Here is a 20,170-nt window from a genome sequence, read left to right as displayed (position 1 = left end):
TGGTGAGAGGATATATGTTAAAAGTAAAATTAAAATTTAAATACATAAAAGGCCTTATATTTAAACTTGGTAAAAAAGAAGGTGCAAAGATAATTTTGTTCTTGCACCTTCTCTTTAACTTTATAATTTCTTTTGCTGTTCTATCAACAAATTTTGTTTATTTCACTTCCAATTTTTATTGCTAATCATTAATTATATCTTCCTTTAATTTTTTAACTTCATTAATACTTAGCCCAGTTTTTTTGATATCATCTCTATTGAAAGTAGAACTATCAAATAGGACTAATTATAGACGATGTTTCTTATGCACATAAAGTTTTATCTCACGTTAATTACTATAGATTGAGTGGGTATACTTTGACTTTAAGAAAAAATGATAAGTTTTATAAAAATATTATTATGGAACAGGTAATGCAGATTTATAAATTTGGTGCAGAACTAAGAGCAGCATTATTATATTTACTTGAGTATATTGAAGTTAATTGATGATGATTTAATAATGGACAACTTTATTGATAGGTTTAAAAAATTAATTATAAAGTATCCATTTGTAAAATTAACTCACTATGGTTTTCATGATAATTGGGAAGAAATTTTAGGTGTAGGTTAATTTAAAGTATATTGATGAATAATATATAATAACAGTTCCTGTGAGCCTCTCGATGATGCGTAATATTACAGGCCTGGCCCTGGAGTAATCCAGGGTTTTTGTTTTTTTATTTAAAATGAGTAGATAAATTAATTTATTAAATACCTAAGCTTTGTACAAACAAAACTTAGGTGTTTTCCATATTATAGTTTTCAAACAATGAAAAACTTGCGCTAAAAATGTTTTGTATGGATACAGGATCATTAACATTAGAATAAAATATACAAATAAAAAAACAGGTTTAGCAAGGCGAACTTTTGAGTTCGCCTTGTAACTATGGGATCGTTATAGAAACTGGAAGCTTTTGTTTGCTTTTGATACTTTTAGATTTCATCTATTTTGCAGTGTGCCACACCTACATTACTCATATAATTATATTTTTGAAATAAGTCATGTAGATAACCTCTGTTTTTTTATGGACAAATTCATCTGCAATTATTAAAAATGATAAGATTTGATGATCGTGTATTAATGGCAAAATATGCTGTATTATTGTAATTAACTGCAAGTCATTTTCAGATATTGAGGCATGTCTATTATTACCTCCAGAGAAACCTTTATCTTCGTATACTTCAAATTCATGTATACCAAGATTATTTGCATGATCTTTACACATTTGAACTTGATTTTCTATACTATCTCTTTTTCTAGTAAATTTACTTTTAATTGAGTATATAGCTGTTTTTATAAATAACTATCTCCATTTATTAAGAATTTAATAAGTTAATTTTGGCAAACATGTGTTTGTATGTCGGAAAGCTAAGTTTCTTATACTAATAAGTAAGAAATTGAAGATAAAGTAAAAACATTATATAATTAGGGTGTAATATAAGGTGAAAAGGGGGACAAATATGAATTTGAAAAAAAATATAAACAAATATTTAATTAGCCTTATTACAATTGTTTTTTTGTTCACAGGGGTAGGGTGTTCTGATTCAAGCAGCTCAAGTAATTCAGGTGCTCAACAGAATGCTGTAGCAGCAACGCAAAAACAGGAAGAAACTAAATCACCTATAAAATTAGACAAAGCAGTAGTGACCAAGCATGTTGATGGAGATACTGTTTATGTAAAGCTAGAGGATGGTACTGAAACAAAGGTTAGATTTATAGGTGTAAATACTCCAGAAAGTACAACAAAACATGAGCAATATGGAGAGGAAGCTTCTAGCTACACAAAATCTCAACTTTTAGGAAAGACAGTATATCTTGAGAAAGATACAAGTGACACTGATCAGTATGGAAGACTTTTAAGATATGTTTGGTTAGAGCAACCAAAAGAAATAAATGAAAATGAAATTAGAACTAAAATGTTCAATTCCATTTTAGCATTAAATGGGTATGCAGAGCAATCTACTTATCCACCAGATGTAAAATATGCTGATTACTTTAAAAAGTTTGCTGCAGAGGCTAGACAAAATAGTAGAGGTCTTTGGGCTATAAATTCTAATGGAACTACCAAAGGTGATGGAATAGCAGCACCAAATACATCAAGTAGCAGCAGTAGTACAAGCAATGCAAGTAGTTCTTCAAATAATAGTAGTGCTGCAGTTCAACAAGCTCCAGCGCAACAAACAACTCAAAGCAATAATCAAACTGCTACTGTTTATATAACTAGAACAGGGAAAAAATATCATGCTGCAGGTTGTAAGTATTTAAGAAAGAGTCAATCTGCAATAAGTTTAAGTGATGCTAAAGCTCAAGGTTATGAACCTTGTAGTGTTTGTAATCCACCTCAATAGCAAAACAATTTATTAACGACCCCCGGGGGTCGTTGCGAAGCCTTGGCTGAGATTGCTATTAGAGGACAGAGGACAATTGACAGAGGACAGTGAAGGTGAGTTTTCTTCCTTACGTCAGAAAACTAATTTATTTTTTTAAGCTTGTTTTGCTAATGCAAAACATTGCTTACTCAAAGAGTACCACTGAAAAACAAAAGTATGAGTTCCTTTTAAATTAAAGATTTTTCGTAGTTTAGCGGAGAAAAATCCTCCTTCACTGTCCATTGTACTTTGTCAACTGTCCTCTAAAAATAATACTTCGTATTATTTTTAAGCGTTGGTTATTCCACTTTGGTCTTCTCTTACAAGTTCGTTTAGAGTTTTTCCAAGCAGCTTTTCAAATTCCTTTGCTACATCAAAAATATCCTGATCTGCTGCTGAAGTTTTCACCTTTGAAAAACTTTGTTTTTTGATTACATCCTTTCCATTTTTGTCTACACCATCCTTGTACTTAAGAATCATTGCAGTTTCAAGCTTTGTTGCTTTTGCAGCCATGCTTATCATCTCCTTTCACTTAATATATAGGTTGATTTTTTGAAAAGGAGACGGAAATTTTTATATAATTTAAAAAAATTAAATATAGATTAATCCAAAATTGGAAATAAAAAAACTACATAAGGTTAGTTGTAAACATATGTATAATAATACTCTACATACTTTTACAACTAATCCTATGTAGTTGAAAAGAGTGTCACTCCCACCAGATAGCTACTAATTAAAATAGTTATCTATATTTGGTTATTGCAAAATGAACTAGTGACTATTGATTAATATTTAATTCATTAATTTACCTACTATATATTATAACAAGGATTTATATATATTAAAAATATGTAAAAGCTATTAGACTTATATATAAATATGTATAAATAGCTAGTATTTATTAATCCAATCACAAGTATTAATATAGTCATCAAGATATTCTAAAAATATTTCAATACCATTTATATGACTAGCTTTTGGGTAGCGATGAATTAGTTGATAGCATTTTTGATCTGGTGGAGAATCACTAATTGAATAACAAGCAACATCTTTAAAACGTTCAATTGATTTTATAATTGATAATGGCGCTACTGCCCAAGCATCTTTTTTATTTAAATAATTATAAAGCATTGAACCTGTATTTACAGTTATAAAAGACTTTTCATCAGGATCCCAATGGCTGTCGTGCCACTGCTGATAATCCAGTCCCCATTTTAAATATATTTCATTCTTTTTTAATAGGAATTTAGTTTTTATATTGTCATAATAGTTACAACTTTTATTGCAAAGCAAATACATTTTTTCTGAATATATAGGCTTCGTAATTATATTATTATGATGAATCTGACTGAATACAAAACCTATATCAATGACACGGTTTTCTAGTAATGTATGTATCTCAGATGAATGGTGTGTATTAATTTGAAGATTTATCTTTGGTTCTTTTTCTACAATTTTTTGATATAAAGGTACAAAAGTGTGATTATTTAAGCTATCTACACTTCCTATTGCAATGTCATTATATATATGTCTGGATTTTAAATTTTGTGTATCCTTCCATAATGAAAGCCAACGTTCTGCTATGCTTATAAATTCCTTACCATAAGATGTTAACTGAATAATTCTATGACCTTTATTTCGAACAAGTAATTGTATACCTAACTGCTCTTCTAATAATTTTAGTCTATGGCTCACTGTTGATTGCGATAAAAACAATTTTTCTGATGCTGCAGAAATATTGCCTGTTTCTACTATAGCTAGAAAAGCTTCTATTGACAACACATTCACTATTTTCTCACCTCAAAATACCAATTATATCGATATTATATAGCAGAATTATTTGATATTCAACTATTATTTCAAATGCTATAATTACTTTAAAGTTAAATTTAAACGGAAAACCCGGGATTCCTACTAATCTAACTGTTGCTTCAATAAAAATGAACTTAACATTATTTTACAGTTGTTCAATATATAATTTAGCATTTTATAAGATATATTTATTTTTCAAAATATCTAATCATCTTCAACAATTTAGGCAAAATTAAACTTTTAATTAAAAGATTTATAATTATTTCTTATAAATCTATGCTTTGTTAAAACAAATGTAAACGTACATATAGCATGAATAAAAATATAAACAATGGAGGACATAAAATATGAACGTACAACTTATTAACTCATTTATTGATATTCCAACAGGTAATATTTGCGATTCTAACAATAGAGAAGGTAGTATGGATGAATCAATTAAACCTCTTCATGATAAATTTCAACTTACAGGTTATGCTATGACTATAAGTTGCATACCTGGTGATAATCTTACCATACATAAAGCGATTGAAGAAGCTAAACCAGGTTCAGTTTTAGTTATAGATTGTAAAGGATATACAGGTGCAGGAGTATTTGGTGAACTTTTTGCAACTTCTTGTATAGCTCGTGGTATTAAAGGCGTTGTCATTGATGGGGCCTGTAGAGACAAAAATGATTTAATCGAATTGAATTTTCCTGTTTTTGCAAAAGGGGTAAATCCAAATGGAACCTTAAAAGAAACTTGTGGTGAAATAAATACAACTATTCAGTGCGGAGGACGTATTGTAAATCCTGGAGATATTATCATCGGAGATTGTGATGGAATTGTTGTTATTCCCCAAGAAAGAGCTGAAGAAGTTTTAAAGAAATCAAAAGCGAAGAAACAAAAGGAAGATGAAATAAAAATACTTTTAGCTCAGGGAAAAACAACAGCTGAACTTATGGGCTTCAATAAAAAATGGAATAAGTAATTTAAAATATTATTTCAGAAGTTTATTTTTTATATAAAGATTCAATGTTAGAAATAAAATTCAAATATAACATACTAACTATTGAAAAATTAAATATAAACTCATGGGATACTACATATAGGAGGAAGTTTTATGAAATTTTCAGAAAAAAAACAGTATAGATGGATTGTTCTACTTATTTGTATGCTTATCTATTGCACTGCAGAACTGGTTCGCTGGAATTATACAGGGGTTACTAAGTACCTTATATCTGATTGGGGAGTAACTAAACCTCAACTAGGTATATTAGGTTCAGTATTCTTTTATGCTTATGCTTTAGGACAAGTTCCATGGGGAATGGTAACAGATAAATTTGGAGGAACACGTGTTATTCCACTTGGCTTATGTGCACTTGCACTTTGTGTTGTGGGCTTCTCTCTTAGTGGTAATTTAACGCAAGGAATTGTGTGGCGTGCTGTAATGGGGTTTATGTCAGGTGCATCTTTTATTCCTGCAAGTGCTGTACTTACAAAATGGTTTAATAAAAAGGAAAGAGGCTTTGCCATGACTATGTTCATAGGAGCAGGTGGAGGATTAGGCGAGATAATGACATTTTTACTAATGCCGATTTTTGCTCTTATTCTTTCTAATGGTAGAACACTCTTTGGTTTATCAAATTGGAGAGCTTCATCTATTTTATCTGCTCTAACTTTAATAATTATTGGGTGTATTGCTTTTGCATTCTTACGTCCGGCTCCTTCTGATATAGAAGTACTATCCAAACCTAAAATAGATAAACCTGATGATGAGGAAAAAGTATCATATCTTCAGAGCACAAAAGCTATTTTAGCTGATATCAAATTCTGGCTATTTGCATTTATGTGGTCTGGCTTTACTGTAGGAACTCGTTTAATACCTGGCTGGATTGTTATGTATGCTACAGATTTTTATACACATTATGGTATGAACAAAGAAAAAGCAATTATAGCAGGTGGTCTTATGTCTACAATTTACGTATTAGGAAGAGCTGTAGGAACTCCTTTAGTTGGATTGTTATCTGATTTTCTTTTAAGAAGAGGAATTCCTCGTTCTGTAATCGTTTGTGTTGTACAAGTTCTTATGTTTATAATGTATTATTCATATACTTTACCTATACCTTCTCCTATTTTATTAGGAATACTAGCTTTTGTAACAGGTATACTTATAAACTTGGTTAGCATGATGAATGCTTTAGGTGCAGAATTATGGTCTAGTAAAACCTATGGTGCAACTGTTGGATTAGCCAATATGGTTGGACAATTCATTGGAGCTATTATGCTAGGCTTAAGTGGATATATGGCTGCAAAATATTCTGTCAAAGGTGGAGCATTTTATACAGAGTTCTCTGGAATATGGTATTTAGGTATGATGTATTCTACATTTACTAGTATTTTAGCTGTATTCTTCTACAAAATGGTAAAAAGGGTACATAATAATTTAAAAAATGATGTACAAGAGGTAAGTTAGAGTCATTTTAAATATAACTTAAACTTTATATTTACTTTGTCGAAAACCCTTGAAAACTTTAATGTTTTCAAGGGTTTATGTGCTATTATATTATTATTTTTTACCTTAAAATATCAATTACATACCTTAGTTTAAAACAATCCGCATAAAATTGATATATTAATAATAGAACACATGTTTGAAACAAAAATTATTCTTGACGCAAAAGCAGTATCACAGCCATATTTATCTAAATTTGTATACTAAATCATTTTATTTACACTTCAAAAGTTTCTAAAAAATGCTTAGCAGCAGAAGATAAATAATGATCTTTCATCCATACTATAGTTGTACTTGTATTTAATGATGTTTCTTTAATTATTTTATAATTTAAATTCATATTTGGAATAAGTTCTACCCAATCCTTTGGTACAATTGCAATACCCATTCCTGCATTTGCTAATAACAATATGGATCGGGTATCCTCGATTTTACAAAGTATTCTTGGTTTAAACCCTTCTTGTCTACATAATTCTGTTATCATTTTTTCATATCTGCGATGTACTAATAGGGGTTTATCTACAAGTTCCTTTAAACATATATTCTTTCTCTTATTATTCCAGTGATAGTCATTATTGGTTGCAGCTACCATTGGTTCAGTGGGTAGACTTATAGACTCATAAATCTCTGAATTTAAAGGTGTACGTATAATTCCAATTTCTATTACACCACTCTTTAACAATTCTAATATTTCATCTGTGCTGCATTCTCGTATTTCAAAATTTATTTTTGGATATGTTTTATTAAAATTACATATTCTCTGCGGAAAAATTATATTTCCTGAAGATGCTATAATTCCAATTGATAATGTTCCTTCTAATCCTTCATTAAAATCTTTTAGTTCTTTAACTGTTGATTCCATTAATTCTATCATTTGCTTAGATCTATACCACAATCTTCGTCCAGCATCAGTTATTTGGAACTTTCTAGTATTCCTTTCTACCAATTTAACATTTAATTCATCTTCCATAAGTTTTAATTGCTGGCTAAGGTGTGGTTGGGCTATATGTACTCTTTCAGCTGCTTTGCTTATATTCCCTTCTTCAACAATTGCAATAAAATAAGTAAGTTGCTTAATGTCCATAAAATGATCACTCCACATATTAAATTTATACATATATTTGTATAAGTGTAATAGCATATAGATATTTTTCGTATATACCTTTCTTTGCTATAATGGTACATGAAATAAAAAATTAAATCAAGTGAGGTATAAAACATGGAAATATATATAGGTTTAATTGTCTCTTTTTTTCTCATAATTTTCAGCGTATTAGAAAATATATTTATTGGATACATTTTAATTGTTTGTTGGATTTTGTTTGCAGTAATTGCCTTAAAAAATGGGTATACTTTGAGTAAAATAGGTAAAATGTCATTTGATGGAGGTAAGCAATCCTTCGTAGTCCTAAAAATATTTATTCTAATCGGTGCAATTATTGGCTCATGGATGGCTTCTGGTACAATACCAAGCATAATATATTACTGCTTAAAGTATATAAATCCTTCTACTTTTGTACTTTCAACCTTTATAATTTGTTGTATAACATCTTTTTTAATAGGAACTTCTTTAGGAACAGTTAGTACTGTTGGAATACCTTTAATGATAATAGCCAGAAGTGGACATATTAATTTAAATTTAATAGCAGGCGCCATTATCGCAGGTGCTTACTTTGGAGATAGATGTTCTCCTATGTCTTCAAGTGCTTATTTAGTTGCCAATTTAACAAAAACAGATATATATACTAATATCAAAAATATGATACGTTCGTCTATAATTCCATTTATATTGTCACTAATTTTTTACTATATATTTTCAGTGTCTCAACCATTAAAAGTTGTAAATAATAATCTATCAGCAGAACTTTTAAAAAGCTTTAATATTAATTTTATTATGTTACTACCTGCTGCTATTATACTCATATTGGTATTATGCAAGGTTAAAATTAGTATTTCTATTTTAATTAGTACCTTATCTGCATCTGTATTAGCTATATTTTTTCAAAGCTACCAACTAAAAGAATTAATTTATTTTATTATTTTTGGATTCAAAATAGCTAATCACAACACTTTGCAAAGTATTATAAAAGGAGGTGGTATTATATCCATGCTAAAACCTTCATTAGTAATATTCGTATCTTGTTCTCTTGCTGGCATATTTGAAGGAATAAAAATATTCGATAAAGTAAAAAATTTATTCTCAAGGCTATCCGTATCAAAGCATAAGCTATTTGGAATTACTTCAATAGTAAGTATATTAACTGCAGCATTTGGCTGTAATCAATCAATTGCTACTGTTATGACAAATAAAATTATGGAAGACTGTTATAATACTACTAGCAAATATCAATTTGCTTTAGATTTAGAGAATTCCGGAATTTTAATTTCTGCACTTATTCCATGGAATATAGCTGCATTAGTACCTACAACAACTATGAATGTAAGTGCAACAGGATACTTGCCTTATGCTTTTTATCTTTATATTTTACCTATTATTTATTTCACATATTCTAAATATTCAAATAAAAATAAAATTAAATGTAGCTGCATCAATAACTGTAAGTGTTAACAAGCTGCACCTAAATCTAAGAATTATTTTATAGGGGGTAAGTATAATGACAAAATTAGAGTTCATAAATAAAATAGAAGAAATCTGTCTAATAGAAAATTGCAGCATCTCAGATGCAATTGATACAATCATGCATGAAAACAGAATAACCAATACAGAATTCATTGCATTGTTCTGTAAAGGCAAAAATAGTATAGATGATACAAATATTATTCCAAAGAAGATAAATATAGTATAACCTGCATTAACGTGAAGATTCTACCATTAATTAAATATATACACAATTTTGTAAGATGGTACGTACATTAAGAGGTGATTATTAATGAATTTTCTCATTATTGATGATGATACATCTACTAATTTAACTTTATCTAAAATTATTCAAGAATACAATTTGGGAGAGATAATAAAATTTAGTTATTCTAAATTTAGTTCAGATGGCTATTTGTTAGATTTAAAGAATATTGATATCCTTATTATAGATTTACCAATACTTATTGATAGTAAATTAATCTCTAAATTTAATGGAAAAATTATAGTAGTTTCTCAGACAAATGACAAAGAAGATATTGTTCAAGCTTATCTATCAGGGGCTGAATATTATATTATTGAACCAATTAATGAATTTGAAGTCGTAGTAATTATAAAAAAAGTAATATATTTAATAAAATTGCAGAAATGTTTATACAATATTGAAGAATTATTAAACTTAGCATAAATAAAAACTTAATTTACTTAATTAAAATGAATACAAAAGATTACAATATATTGGAGGATTAATTCATGAAAGGCGATATGACTCAAGGAAGTTCATCGAAAATATTAATAACTTTTACTCTACCTTTGATTTTTGCAAATATATTTCAACAACTTTATAATACAACAGATGCCATAATTGTGGGCCGATTTATTGGAAAGAATGCATTAGCATCAGTAGGCGTTGCAAATCCAATTATGTCAATTGCAATTTTCTTTATACTTGGCATTTGTATTGGCACTTCTCTGCTTATGTCAGAGCTCTTTGGAGCTGGTAAATATAAAGATTTAAAGAAGGAAGTTTCTACAGCTTTAATTATAGGAATAGCTTTCACTCTAGTAATGTCTATCATCTGCATATTTTTATCTAGATGGATCCTTGTAATAACTGGTACACCTAAGGAAATTTTAAATAGTGCTGATATATTCTTAAAAATAATATTTGGAGGTTTAATTTTTTCGTTCTTATATAATTTCTACTCATCAGCACTTAGGGCTATAGGAGATTCAAAAACTCCTCTAATTTTCTTACTCTTCTCCTGTATTCTTAATGGGATTTTATGCGTTATTTTTATCGTTGTATTTAAGCTTGGTGTAACTGGTTCAGCAATTGCAACAGTAATTGCACAGGGTATATCCTCTGTATTGTGTATATTGTATGTTTATATTAAAATTCCACTAATAAGCATTAATCTAAGTGAATTTATTATAGATACGTCACTAATAAAAAAAACTATACAATATAGTTGGGTAACAGCACTACAGCAAACTTGCCTGTACATTGGAAAGTTGCTGGTTCAAGGTGCTGTTAACCCTTTTGGAATAAATGCTATAGCTGCATATAACTCTGTTACAAGAGTTGATTCATTTATGCTAGCACCTGCTGATAGTTTTTCTACATCTATTGGTACGTATTGTGCTCAAAATAAGGGTGGAAGAAAATTTGATAGAATAATTGCCGGTTACAAAAAAAGCAATATTATAGTTACCGCATATTGTATTACTGCTGCTCTGGTTGTATTTTTAGGAGCAGAAAAAATTATGAGCTTATTTGTTTCTGGTTCTGAAAAAGAGGTTATATTAATAGGCGTAAAATACTTAATGCCAATGTCTATTTTCTATATACTTTCAGGCTTTTGCAATATTTATCAAGGATTCTTCAGAGGTATTGGCAAGCTACGTGTAACTTTTATTGCGACAGTTATGCAAATCTTTATAAGAGTTGCAGCATCGTATATTCTTTCACCATACTTAGGAATTTCAGGTGTATGCTATGCCATGGCCTTAGGTTGGATTTTCATGATAATTTATGAAGGTTTGACATGTAAAAACTATTTTAAGGAAATTAAACAATTAGATTTATCAGATTACAATTTAGAATATAGAAAGTTAAGCTAAACATAAATTTAAAAAGCATAACTCTTACAACTATTGTATAAGTTATGCTTTTTAAATTTATGTTTAGTTTTTAAATATCTAGGTGATTTTATAAAGTTCTACCTTTCTCATAACTAAAAGTCTTTACTTGTTTTCTGCCCATAAAGATTGAAACACTCTAGTTTGTGCTTTCCCCTCATTTGCTGTTAAATAATTAACAGAATTCGCTCCAGCATATGAAATTTTTCAAAGTTGGGGTTATGAATACTTATGTTGGCATGATTATTGGTGGTCACCATCAATTAAATCTCATATTACAATTGATTCAGTTACAACATTACATCTACTTTTAAAAAAGATAAGTCCTATTCTTTTTTAAGATTTTTAATGGATGAATTTTTTAAAGATGATGAAGATAACCTAGATGATAAATATCTTAATGTAGATGACTATTTAACTATAAAAACAAGAGATTATATAAAAAAGGTTTTTTCATCAGTATGTGCTGAAAAAAGGGAAGATAAATTTGATTGTCTTAAAAATAGTTTGTTTGAAGAAACAAACAATATATCTACTTTAACCTATGAGGGCATAGATGTTTGTGCAAAAGTTGCCATTATGAATAAAAATTTAGCAGATAAATATGTAAATTACTACATAAAACTAGACAAGTCTATTACATTTGATGAACATAGAAAAGTAAGAAAATTACTACAGACTTCAGATAAAGATACTTATCTAATTGGAGATAATGAAAAAATATATGGATTAGGTAAATTTACTGAATTAAGTAAACTTCAACTCCAACTTGAAAAAAGCACTCCTATTTTCATATTTGACTTTACAGGTAGATTTGAACATAGAATAAATTTTATTTTTATTACAAACCAAATAATAAATAAAAATGATAATACAGAAATAACTGAATGTGCTGTAAATGAAAAATTTTTAGTAAATATAAAAAATGGAAAGCCAAATTTAATAGAAAATAGATACTCTGAAAGTACACTAGAAAGTGCTCTTAAGAAAGCTTTTAATAACGACTTTAAAGAATCAGAGTTAGAAGAAAAAATAAACTCATTAAAGAAAATAGTAGGTTATGCTAAAAATCAAAGGCATGGAACTACACTAGTAATAACTACACCAAAGCTTGCAAAAAGTGAAACTAAAGAGCTTATAAATCAATCTATAAAAATTAAAGAAAAAAGTTTAATCAATGAAGATTGCTTAGAAGATCTAATGTATAAAATAACAAATATGGATGGAGCTATATGTATTGACATAAATTCCTGCTTATATGCTATAGGGGTAATACTTGATGGAATCGTAGATAAAAATCATGGTGATTCTTCAATAGGATCAAGATATAATTCAGCTATTAAATACTCATTGAAAGAAAATTTGACAGGTAACTGCATAATAGTTGTTATATCTGAAGATGGCATGGTTGACATAATTTATAAAGGTGATAAATATGATAATATTATTAAACAAGTAAATGAATTCTTTGATGAAGTTACAAAATTATATAACAATGAAAATTATGAAGCTGCACTAAGTAAATTAAATGAAATTTTAGAATTAGATGCTACATCAGCAGAGGCATATTCTAAAAAGGGTGTTGTTCTTTATACTCTTGAGAAAAAAGAGGATGCTATAAAATGTTATAACTTAGCTATCAAGTGCAATCCTAATTTATCAAAAGCATATTATAACAAAGGAATTGCTCTTTATGATCTTGAGCAAAATGAGGAGTCTATTGAATGTTATGATTTAGCTATTAAATTTACTCCGGATTACGCATCTGCATATAATAACAAAGGATATGCTCTTTCTGCTCTTGAAAGAAACGAAGAGGCTGAAGAATGTTACAAAATAGCTAATGAATTAAAGCAAAAGCTAAAAGAGGATAATTCTACTAATAATGAAGATGAAAATAATAATAAGTAATCAATTTAAGATTTCTTAATACAATCTTTAAAAGTTATAGCAACAGAGATTGTCAGTTAAACTCCAACCTCTGTAAAGGGTCAGGCTTCTTGCAAAAATCGGTACAGAGAACTAATAAAAAATTTTTTAAGGAGTACCTCATATGCATAAAATGGACTCATTTTTAGTATTTATAATACTCACCCTTAGTACAATTATTATTTCATTTATTGGTGTAATAAAAAACATGAAACTTTTAATAAAGAAAAAATCAAAACCTATACACATTGTATTACTCATAATATGTACATTAATATTTTTATTTTTTACATGTTGGCTTCTTATTATATTAAGTTTTCAATCTTACAATCCTGATTCTATCTTATATAAAATTTTTGTAAAACCTTAAAATTTAAGAGATATCCTTATCTAGTGATGAAGATATCTCTTAGTATCCTTGGGGGCATTATATAAACTGGAAGCCTCTGTTTGATTTTTGTATTCTTCCGTTGGTAAGGATAGGAAGCTCTGTTTCCAGAGCTCCTATATCAAAAGCACAATTCCACAACATCTAAATATTATTTCCAGGCTATATCTGCATCTTTTCTTGGTACAGTTCTCATATATTTAACTTCTGGATATCCTATCACCATACAGGTAACAACTTGTTTGTCTTCCTTAAGTCCAAGGAAGTGCAAAATCTCTTTATTATCTTGTGCAGCTCTTACAAAAAATCCACTGAAGAAGGTTCCAAGTCCTAAGGCATTAGTCATTAATTCCATATTTGAAGAAGCCAAGGCACCATCTACAATTGAATTAGCTGTAACAATTACTAATGCTGGAGCATTGAAGAATAGTTTGTCATTGAAATTAGGATTTTCTAAATATTCTTCATACATTTTTAACCATAATTCAGCATATCTCTTATATGCCATAGTCTGAGGAGTTAGATTAGCTAACATAGTTTCTCCTATTTTTTTCAGACTTTTAAGAGTTAAAGCTTTAAGTTCCTGTATTCCTTTTTCTACTACTATATAGGATACATCCTGCATATTACTGCCAGTTTGAGTAAATCTTCCTGCCTCTATAATTTTAGAAAGCTTCTCTTTCTCTACTGGCTTATTTTCAAATTGTCTTATAGTTCTTCTAAACTTAATGAAATTCAATAAACTATCAGGCTGTATTGAAAAATCTTCTTTATTATATTCTTTTACATCTTCCATATTGTATTCATCAGTCGTTATTGCTGCTTTAGGGCATACTGCTATACAATGGCCACATTTAAAACAAGTTACATTGTTAATCTTAGCTTTGTTATCAACCATTTCTATGTCCTTTGGAAAACAATCCTTAACACATAGTCCACATCCTACACACTTTTCAGTATCTACTTTCATCATATTAACATCTCCACTCACATTTTATTTTTTATTCAATTTTTGCACATACGAAAGTTTTATTTATATAAGAAAATTGTCCTCTGTCATCTAAAAAATACTTATCATTTTTCTTAAATTGATTATTTTTCTATCATCTTTAACACGTCTAACACCTTTTCTGCTACTTCCTCTGTTGATTGAGGATTTTGTCCAGTTATAACAGTACCATCTACTCTTGTATAAGATACAAATGGATTTAATGCTTTTGTGTATTTTGCACCTGCTTTCTTCAATTCTTCCTCTAATTGAAAAGGAATCTTGTTCATAGCATTTGCAAGCTCTTCTTCAGTATTTGAATAACCAGTCACTTCTTTTCCCTTAATAGCAAGTTCACCATTCTTATCCTTAATCTTCAATAAAGCTCCAACTCCATGACATACAGCAGATAATATACCACCATTTTCATAAATAGTTTTACTCATCTCTTGGATCTCAGAAGAATTTGGAAAGTCCCACATTGTTCCATGACCACCAGTGAAATAAATAACTCTGTAATCCTCTGGATTTAGTTCACCTAGCTTTAAGCTGCTGTTTAATTTCTTCATAAAGTCTTCATCCTCATAGTACTTTCTTGTTACTTCATCAAGGATATTTTCACTAACGCTCAGTGGATCAATAGGCACATTTCCTCCTTGAATACTGGCAATATCCATTTTAATTCCATCTTTTTGAATTCTATTGTAGAAATGCACCAACTCTCCAAGCCATAAACCTGTTGGTTCTTTTGTACTTTCATATTTATCTATATTTGTAACAACAACTAATATTTTTTTATCCATAATAATGTTCCTCCTTCACTGTCCTCTGTCCTCTAAAAAAATGTTACACTTGTAACTTATTTGCTTATATAATATAATATCAGAAAAGTATGGTCAATACTTTTAGCTTAAGTGATACATTATAGAAAGGAATGTAACTTTTATGAAAAAAGAAACACAAAACATCACAGCTTTAAAGTCCCAAACGTGGATTACAGAAGCTCTTTTAGCTTTAATGGAAGAAAAAGAATTTAATAAGATTACAATTACAGAAATAATAAAAAAGGCTGACTTAACCCGTCAAACCTTTTATAGAAACTTTAATACAAAGGAAGAAGTACTTCATGAATATGTAAAAAAATTATATAAAGACTGTTTTGATGAAATAGAACAAATGTCACAAAAGAATATGTTTAAAATATTAGTAACTTATTTTCATTATTGGCATAAAAATAAGGATTTTTTGTTATTAGTGAAAAAAAGCAAGGTGAATCATAAAGTTATGGATTTCTATTATCCCTATATGGGCAAATATTTTGACCAAGCAATTATTAAACTTTATGCCAACTCTGATTTAGAAATATCATATATGAAACATTTTCTATTAGGCGGTTTAGTTCAAGTAAAAGCTCATTGGCTGGAGAATAATTTTACAGAAACTCCTGCACAACTTGCAGAGCTTGTGTTAAAACTGATAAATCCTTTAGTTTATGATGTTAGGGAACTATAGCACTATATTTAAGCAAGGCCAACTTTTGAAAATCGCCCCAATAATCAATTTGAATACCTTTTTTTCTAGGTATATCTTATCTATGGGGTGATTTTTTATGAAACCAAAAAGCTATCTTGAAGAAGAAATAAAATGGATTTTAAAAGAAATGAAATAATGTACGAGCCTTTATTGCAAAAATATGCAAGGATTATTAAAATTACAATAAAATCGATAAATAGGAAAAATCATATTTAAGCAGTTTCAAAAATAACTTCTTAAAACAAAAAAACTGCAAACTTGCAATCATTAATTTAGAAATGCAAGTTTACAGTTTAAATATCATTTGTTGTAAATAATTTCTATTTTAGCTTGATGACATTGCCCCCAAGAGTCCTTGGCGAACAAAGTGAGCTTGCTAATATTTTATGCCCTTTAGATTTAATTAGCAGTAATAGTTAAACTATCTCCTTGTACACCATTCACATCATTTCCTGCTAAATCTTTAAAGTTCGGTGTAGCTGATTGAAACTGTACAGTTGACCCTATATAAAAAGTATTGGTTGTTATCTTAGAAGGGAAAGTATTATCAATGTTAGTAACTGTTAATGTAGTGTTATTATTGCTAAACACATAGCTTAATTGAACATTATCAAAATTGTTACCATCTATTATATCTATAGGATAACCATCAATATAAACTACACCACTAAATTTGAGTAAGTTTTCAAGATCTGCTGCAGTCAGTGAAGCGCTTGTATTTGTCATTGGTTTTGAGAATGTTATTGTAAGAGCATCACCATCTTCATTACCAAATCCAGTATCTGAAGTAACATCATGTAGTTGAACTGCTGTGATTACTAGTGGTACTGTAACTGTTCCTGATGCTACTACTACTGATGCTGCTTGAACTGCTTGTGCTTCTCCCTTAACAACTACTACATTATCTGCTCCACCTTTTAATGTAACCCCTGTAATTCTTACCACCATATCGTTTTCTCTGGTAAATGTTCCTGCTGCTAAAGCAGTTGCATCTGTTCCTGTGAATGTGAAATCAGAAGCTCCTATTGTACCTGTTTTGAATATTCCTTCATTTAACATGATTGCCACCGCATTGTTTGTAGCTGTTGTTGTAAATGCTGGCGATGTTAAGTCTGCTAGTGCATCTGTTGTAATAGCTGCGCTTACTACTGCTGTACCTGCATTATAACCTGTCTTTCCTGCTGTTCTTGCCCATACATAGTATCCTGTGCTTGAATTAAGTCCACTGAATGTTAAATCTGCTTGCCAACCACTTGTTGGTGCTAATGATCCATTTGTGCTGATTGCATATTCTACACTCTGACTTCCTGGGTTTGTACTTGCTGCTGCCGCTGTTATTGTGATGCTGCTAGATGTTTTACTAGCTGCTACTGCTGGTGTTGTAATTGCTGCTCCTGCTGCGTTTGCTGCTGCATCTGTTGTAATAGCTGCACTTACTACTGCTGTACCTGCATCATACCCTGTCTTTCCTGCTGTTCTTGCCCATACATAGTATCCTGTGCTTGAATTAAGTCCACTGAATGTTAAATCTGCTTGCCAACCACTTGTTGGTGCTAATGATCCATTTGTGCTGATTGCATATTCTACACTCTGACTTCCTGGGTTTGTACTTGCTGCTGCCGCTGTTATTGTGATGCTGCTAGATGTTTTACTTACTTCTGCTGCTGGTGTTGTAATTGCTGCTCCTGCTGCGTTTGCTGCTGCATCTGTTGTAATAGCTGCACTTACTACTGCTGTACCTGCATCATACCCTGTCTTTCCTGCTGTTCTTGCCCATACATAGTATCCTGTACTTGCATTAAGTCCACTGAATGTTAAACTTGCTTGCCAACCACTTGTTGGTGCTAACGATCCATTTGTGCTGATTGCATATTCTACACTCTGACTTCCTGGGTTTGTACTTGCTCCTGCCGCTGTTATTGTGATGCTGCTAGATGTTTTACTAGCTGCTACTGCTGCTGTTGTAATTGCTGCTCCTGCTGCATTTGCTGCTGCATCTGTTGTAATTGCTGAACTTACTACTGCTGTACCTGCATTATACCCTGTCTTTCCTGCTGTTCTTGCCCATACATAGTATCCTGTACTTGAATTAAGTCCTGTAAATGTCAATCCTGCTTGCCAACCACTTGTTGGTGATGTTGTTCCATTTGTACTGATTGCATATTCTATATTCTGACTTCCTGGATTTGTGCTTGCTTCTGCCGCTGTTATTGTTATGCTGCTAGATGTTTTACTAGCTGCTACTGCTGCTGTTGTAATTGTTGCTCCTGCTGCATTTGCAGGCGGCACATATCCTCCACCACTTGGTGGTGTTACTACTGGTACTGCTGGTGTTGAATCTGTTGGTACTGCTGTTATTACTGTAGCATTACTAGAATTGACAGTTTGCCCAGCAACAGTTGCTGTTACACCTGCCGTTACTCCTATATTTGTTGGTCTAGTTTCCATTGTAACTCCACTAGCTCCTAAATTAGCTGTTCCAATAGATCCTGATCCTGAAATTGCTACAGCTGCATTAGCATTTAGTGTACCTACAGTTCCTCCAGTTGGAACAATTACTCTTGATCCTACTGCTGCTGCAGTAACTAAAACAGTTCCTGTTGGAGCTGCTGGTAATTGTACAGTCGTGTTTGGAGTTGGAAGTTCCAATTTAGTAATAGAACCTACTCCTGAAAAAGTCAGATTACTATTTGCTACTACGCTCTGTAAAGTCGCTCCTGCCTCTACTGCTGCATTTGCTGGTTTTTCACTGGTTACTTTATCAAATTTTCCTCCTACAAAAGTAATTGCATTACTAGGTGATGGTTTGTCTGCAGGTGCCAATACAACTTCTGTAAAAGGATGTGGATTAGTTGCCCCTGATGCTATCTCAAATCTTGCTCCGCTATGTGCAACAGCTCTTCCGATTCTAGAATTATCTGCTACCAGTACACGTGCATTGCTGTTTGAGTCATTTACATCAGCAGAATCAGCTACAGACTCACCAAAAAGTCCAAGTGAGTGTGAACCTACATTAGTTATATTAATACCATTTACTTTTACATTGTATAACTTTACACTACCTTCTCCAAAATCAACGTTAAGAGTCCCTTTAATATTTAAATTTTGTAAAACTATCGAATCACTTTCTGAGGCGTCGACATCTTTTATGGATATATGTCCACTTATCGTGGTAACTTTTGCAGCATCAGAGGCTCCAAAGGTTCCTGTGGTTGAAATTTCATAGTTTGAAGCATGAATACCTCCATCACTCAATTCTGTATTATTTCCAAAGGGAGATTTAACCGCTACATTTCCATTTTCATCAACTGTCACTTTATTTGCATCTACTGTTATTGTTGGATTACCTGTGTCTTCCATAAAGGTTTTAAAATCAAACTTTTTAGTTCCACCTGATAATGCAGCATCAATTGCTGCCTTGGATATTACATCAAAGCTTACATAAGCATTTCTTACATCATCATAATAAGCTTTAGTTGACATTCTTCTTTGAATAAAATCATTGTATAATTTGGCAGCAGAATCACTTTTTCCATTCAATACTTCTGCTAATGCTGAATCTTTTAGTGCTTCCAATTGGTATTCGTATACCTTGCTATCCTTGCCATTTATATCTATTGCTGCTGGTTTGGCCGCAGCCTTCGAACTTGCTGTTGTTAATATTAATCCTAGTATTGCAGTTTTTGATAATACTGCAAGCCATTTCTTTTTACTTTTATCCATAAACTTCCTCCTAATCTTTCCTATACATAAAAATCGAATAATTAATATACCTTTTACTATTTCACTGTAAAATTTTTTGGTTTACTTTTTTTACATTGTCTCATATGTAATTTTAAAAACAATATAAAAGTGATAGAACGGATTTGCAGAGG

At 30.6% G+C, this 20,170-nt stretch carries 16 protein-coding genes; 10 read left to right on the top strand and 6 right to left on the bottom strand.

Going from position 1 to position 20,170, the window contains the following annotated elements:
* Positions 1-357: 357 nt before the first annotated feature.
* Together Ccar_RS26390 and Ccar_RS13940 are read left to right on the top strand one after the other, a co-directional pair.
* The gene (locus Ccar_RS26390) at positions 358-486 is read left to right on the top strand and encodes an Abi family protein (protein WP_242655080.1); all 129 of its coding nucleotides are present in this window, start codon (positions 358-360) and stop codon (positions 484-486) included.
* 1,014 nt (positions 487-1,500) lie between these two features.
* Complete coding sequence (locus Ccar_RS13940) at positions 1,501-2,388, top strand: thermonuclease family protein (RefSeq protein WP_007060503.1); 888 nt, start codon at positions 1,501-1,503, stop codon at positions 2,386-2,388.
* 309 nt (positions 2,389-2,697) lie between these two features.
* Here Ccar_RS13940 and Ccar_RS13935 read toward each other — a convergent pair whose 3' ends face one another.
* Positions 2,698-2,922: a DUF1659 domain-containing protein gene (locus tag Ccar_RS13935; protein ID WP_007060504.1), complete on the bottom strand. Its 225-nt coding sequence runs from the start codon at positions 2,920-2,922 to the stop codon at positions 2,698-2,700.
* A 378-nt stretch (positions 2,923-3,300) separates the two neighbouring features.
* The gene (locus Ccar_RS13930; RefSeq protein WP_007060505.1) at positions 3,301-4,197 is read right to left on the bottom strand and encodes a LysR family transcriptional regulator; all 897 of its coding nucleotides are present in this window, start codon (positions 4,195-4,197) and stop codon (positions 3,301-3,303) included.
* A gap of 371 nt (positions 4,198-4,568) precedes the next feature.
* Between Ccar_RS13930 and Ccar_RS13925 the strand changes: the two genes are divergently transcribed.
* Together Ccar_RS13925 and Ccar_RS13920 are read left to right on the top strand one after the other, a co-directional pair.
* Positions 4,569-5,192 (top strand): 4-carboxy-4-hydroxy-2-oxoadipate aldolase/oxaloacetate decarboxylase, encoded by a 624-nt coding sequence (locus Ccar_RS13925; RefSeq protein WP_007060506.1) that lies wholly within the window; start codon positions 4,569-4,571, stop codon positions 5,190-5,192.
* 132 nt (positions 5,193-5,324) lie between these two features.
* Positions 5,325-6,677 (top strand): MFS transporter, encoded by a 1,353-nt coding sequence (locus Ccar_RS13920; RefSeq protein ID WP_007060507.1) that lies wholly within the window; start codon positions 5,325-5,327, stop codon positions 6,675-6,677.
* A 256-nt stretch (positions 6,678-6,933) separates the two neighbouring features.
* Here Ccar_RS13920 and Ccar_RS13915 read toward each other — a convergent pair whose 3' ends face one another.
* The gene (locus tag Ccar_RS13915; protein ID WP_007060508.1) at positions 6,934-7,800 is read right to left on the bottom strand and encodes a LysR family transcriptional regulator; all 867 of its coding nucleotides are present in this window, start codon (positions 7,798-7,800) and stop codon (positions 6,934-6,936) included.
* Positions 7,801-7,935: 135 nt separating this feature from the next.
* On the opposite strand from Ccar_RS13915, the gene Ccar_RS13910 reads away from it, so the two are divergent.
* From Ccar_RS13910 to Ccar_RS26105, 5 genes are all read left to right on the top strand, one after another.
* Positions 7,936-9,285, top strand: a complete 1,350-nt coding sequence (locus Ccar_RS13910; protein ID WP_007060509.1) for a Na+/H+ antiporter NhaC family protein — start codon at positions 7,936-7,938, stop codon at positions 9,283-9,285.
* Between the two features lie 46 nt (positions 9,286-9,331).
* The gene (locus Ccar_RS13905) at positions 9,332-9,523 is read left to right on the top strand and encodes a hypothetical protein (RefSeq protein ID WP_007060510.1); all 192 of its coding nucleotides are present in this window, start codon (positions 9,332-9,334) and stop codon (positions 9,521-9,523) included.
* 84 nt (positions 9,524-9,607) lie between these two features.
* The gene (locus tag Ccar_RS13900; RefSeq protein WP_007060511.1) at positions 9,608-10,003 is read left to right on the top strand and encodes a response regulator; all 396 of its coding nucleotides are present in this window, start codon (positions 9,608-9,610) and stop codon (positions 10,001-10,003) included.
* A 65-nt stretch (positions 10,004-10,068) separates the two neighbouring features.
* On the top strand, positions 10,069-11,439 hold the full coding sequence (locus Ccar_RS13895; RefSeq protein ID WP_007060512.1) for an MATE family efflux transporter: 1,371 nt from the start codon (positions 10,069-10,071) through the stop codon (positions 11,437-11,439).
* Positions 11,440-11,805: 366 nt separating this feature from the next.
* Complete coding sequence (locus Ccar_RS26105) at positions 11,806-13,368, top strand: tetratricopeptide repeat protein (protein ID WP_007064288.1); 1,563 nt, start codon at positions 11,806-11,808, stop codon at positions 13,366-13,368.
* Positions 13,369-13,925: 557 nt separating this feature from the next.
* Here Ccar_RS26105 and Ccar_RS13880 read toward each other — a convergent pair.
* Together Ccar_RS13880 and Ccar_RS13875 are read right to left on the bottom strand one after the other, a co-directional pair.
* Positions 13,926-14,747 (bottom strand): nitroreductase family protein, encoded by an 822-nt coding sequence (locus Ccar_RS13880; protein WP_007064248.1) that lies wholly within the window; start codon positions 14,745-14,747, stop codon positions 13,926-13,928.
* Between the two features lie 119 nt (positions 14,748-14,866).
* Positions 14,867-15,565 (bottom strand): type 1 glutamine amidotransferase domain-containing protein, encoded by a 699-nt coding sequence (locus Ccar_RS13875; RefSeq protein WP_007064249.1) that lies wholly within the window; start codon positions 15,563-15,565, stop codon positions 14,867-14,869.
* 142 nt (positions 15,566-15,707) lie between these two features.
* Between Ccar_RS13875 and Ccar_RS26100 the strand changes: the two genes are divergently transcribed.
* Complete coding sequence (locus Ccar_RS26100; protein ID WP_007064250.1) at positions 15,708-16,274, top strand: TetR/AcrR family transcriptional regulator; 567 nt, start codon at positions 15,708-15,710, stop codon at positions 16,272-16,274.
* 420 nt (positions 16,275-16,694) lie between these two features.
* Here the strand turns inward: Ccar_RS26100 and Ccar_RS13865 are convergent, their stop codons facing one another.
* Complete coding sequence (locus Ccar_RS13865) at positions 16,695-20,018, bottom strand: beta strand repeat-containing protein (protein ID WP_048030095.1); 3,324 nt, start codon at positions 20,016-20,018, stop codon at positions 16,695-16,697.
* Positions 20,019-20,170: the final 152 nt, after the last annotated feature.

It is taken from the genome of Clostridium carboxidivorans P7 (assembly GCF_001038625.1).
Taxonomy (GTDB): domain Bacteria; phylum Bacillota; class Clostridia; order Clostridiales; family Clostridiaceae; genus Clostridium_AM; species Clostridium_AM carboxidivorans.
This window is presented reverse-complemented; position numbering and strand designations above follow the sequence as displayed.

What these genes read in the sequence shown, in the direction of transcription:
- Ccar_RS13940 (WP_007060503.1), top strand. Translation starts at nt 1,501, where the DNA reads ATGAATTTGAAAAAAAATATAAACAAATATTTAATTAGCCTTATTACA.
- Ccar_RS13935 (WP_007060504.1), bottom strand. Translation starts at nt 2,922, where the DNA reads ATGGCTGCAAAAGCAACAAAGCTTGAAACTGCAATGATTCTTAAGTAC.
- Ccar_RS13925 (WP_007060506.1), top strand. Translation starts at nt 4,569, where the DNA reads ATGAACGTACAACTTATTAACTCATTTATTGATATTCCAACAGGTAAT.
- Ccar_RS13920 (WP_007060507.1), top strand. Translation starts at nt 5,325, where the DNA reads ATGAAATTTTCAGAAAAAAAACAGTATAGATGGATTGTTCTACTTATT.
- Ccar_RS13915 (WP_007060508.1), bottom strand. Translation starts at nt 7,800, where the DNA reads ATGGACATTAAGCAACTTACTTATTTTATTGCAATTGTTGAAGAAGGG.
- Ccar_RS13910 (WP_007060509.1), top strand. Translation starts at nt 7,936, where the DNA reads ATGGAAATATATATAGGTTTAATTGTCTCTTTTTTTCTCATAATTTTC.
- Ccar_RS13905 (WP_007060510.1), top strand. Translation starts at nt 9,332, where the DNA reads ATGACAAAATTAGAGTTCATAAATAAAATAGAAGAAATCTGTCTAATA.
- Ccar_RS13900 (WP_007060511.1), top strand. Translation starts at nt 9,608, where the DNA reads ATGAATTTTCTCATTATTGATGATGATACATCTACTAATTTAACTTTA.
- Ccar_RS13895 (WP_007060512.1), top strand. Translation starts at nt 10,069, where the DNA reads ATGAAAGGCGATATGACTCAAGGAAGTTCATCGAAAATATTAATAACT.
- Ccar_RS26105 (WP_007064288.1), top strand. Translation starts at nt 11,806, where the DNA reads ATGGATGAATTTTTTAAAGATGATGAAGATAACCTAGATGATAAATAT.
- Ccar_RS13880 (WP_007064248.1), bottom strand. Translation starts at nt 14,747, where the DNA reads ATGATGAAAGTAGATACTGAAAAGTGTGTAGGATGTGGACTATGTGTT.
- Ccar_RS13875 (WP_007064249.1), bottom strand. Translation starts at nt 15,565, where the DNA reads ATGGATAAAAAAATATTAGTTGTTGTTACAAATATAGATAAATATGAA.
- Ccar_RS26100 (WP_007064250.1), top strand. Translation starts at nt 15,708, where the DNA reads ATGAAAAAAGAAACACAAAACATCACAGCTTTAAAGTCCCAAACGTGG.
- Ccar_RS13865 (WP_048030095.1), bottom strand. Translation starts at nt 20,018, where the DNA reads ATGGATAAAAGTAAAAAGAAATGGCTTGCAGTATTATCAAAAACTGCA.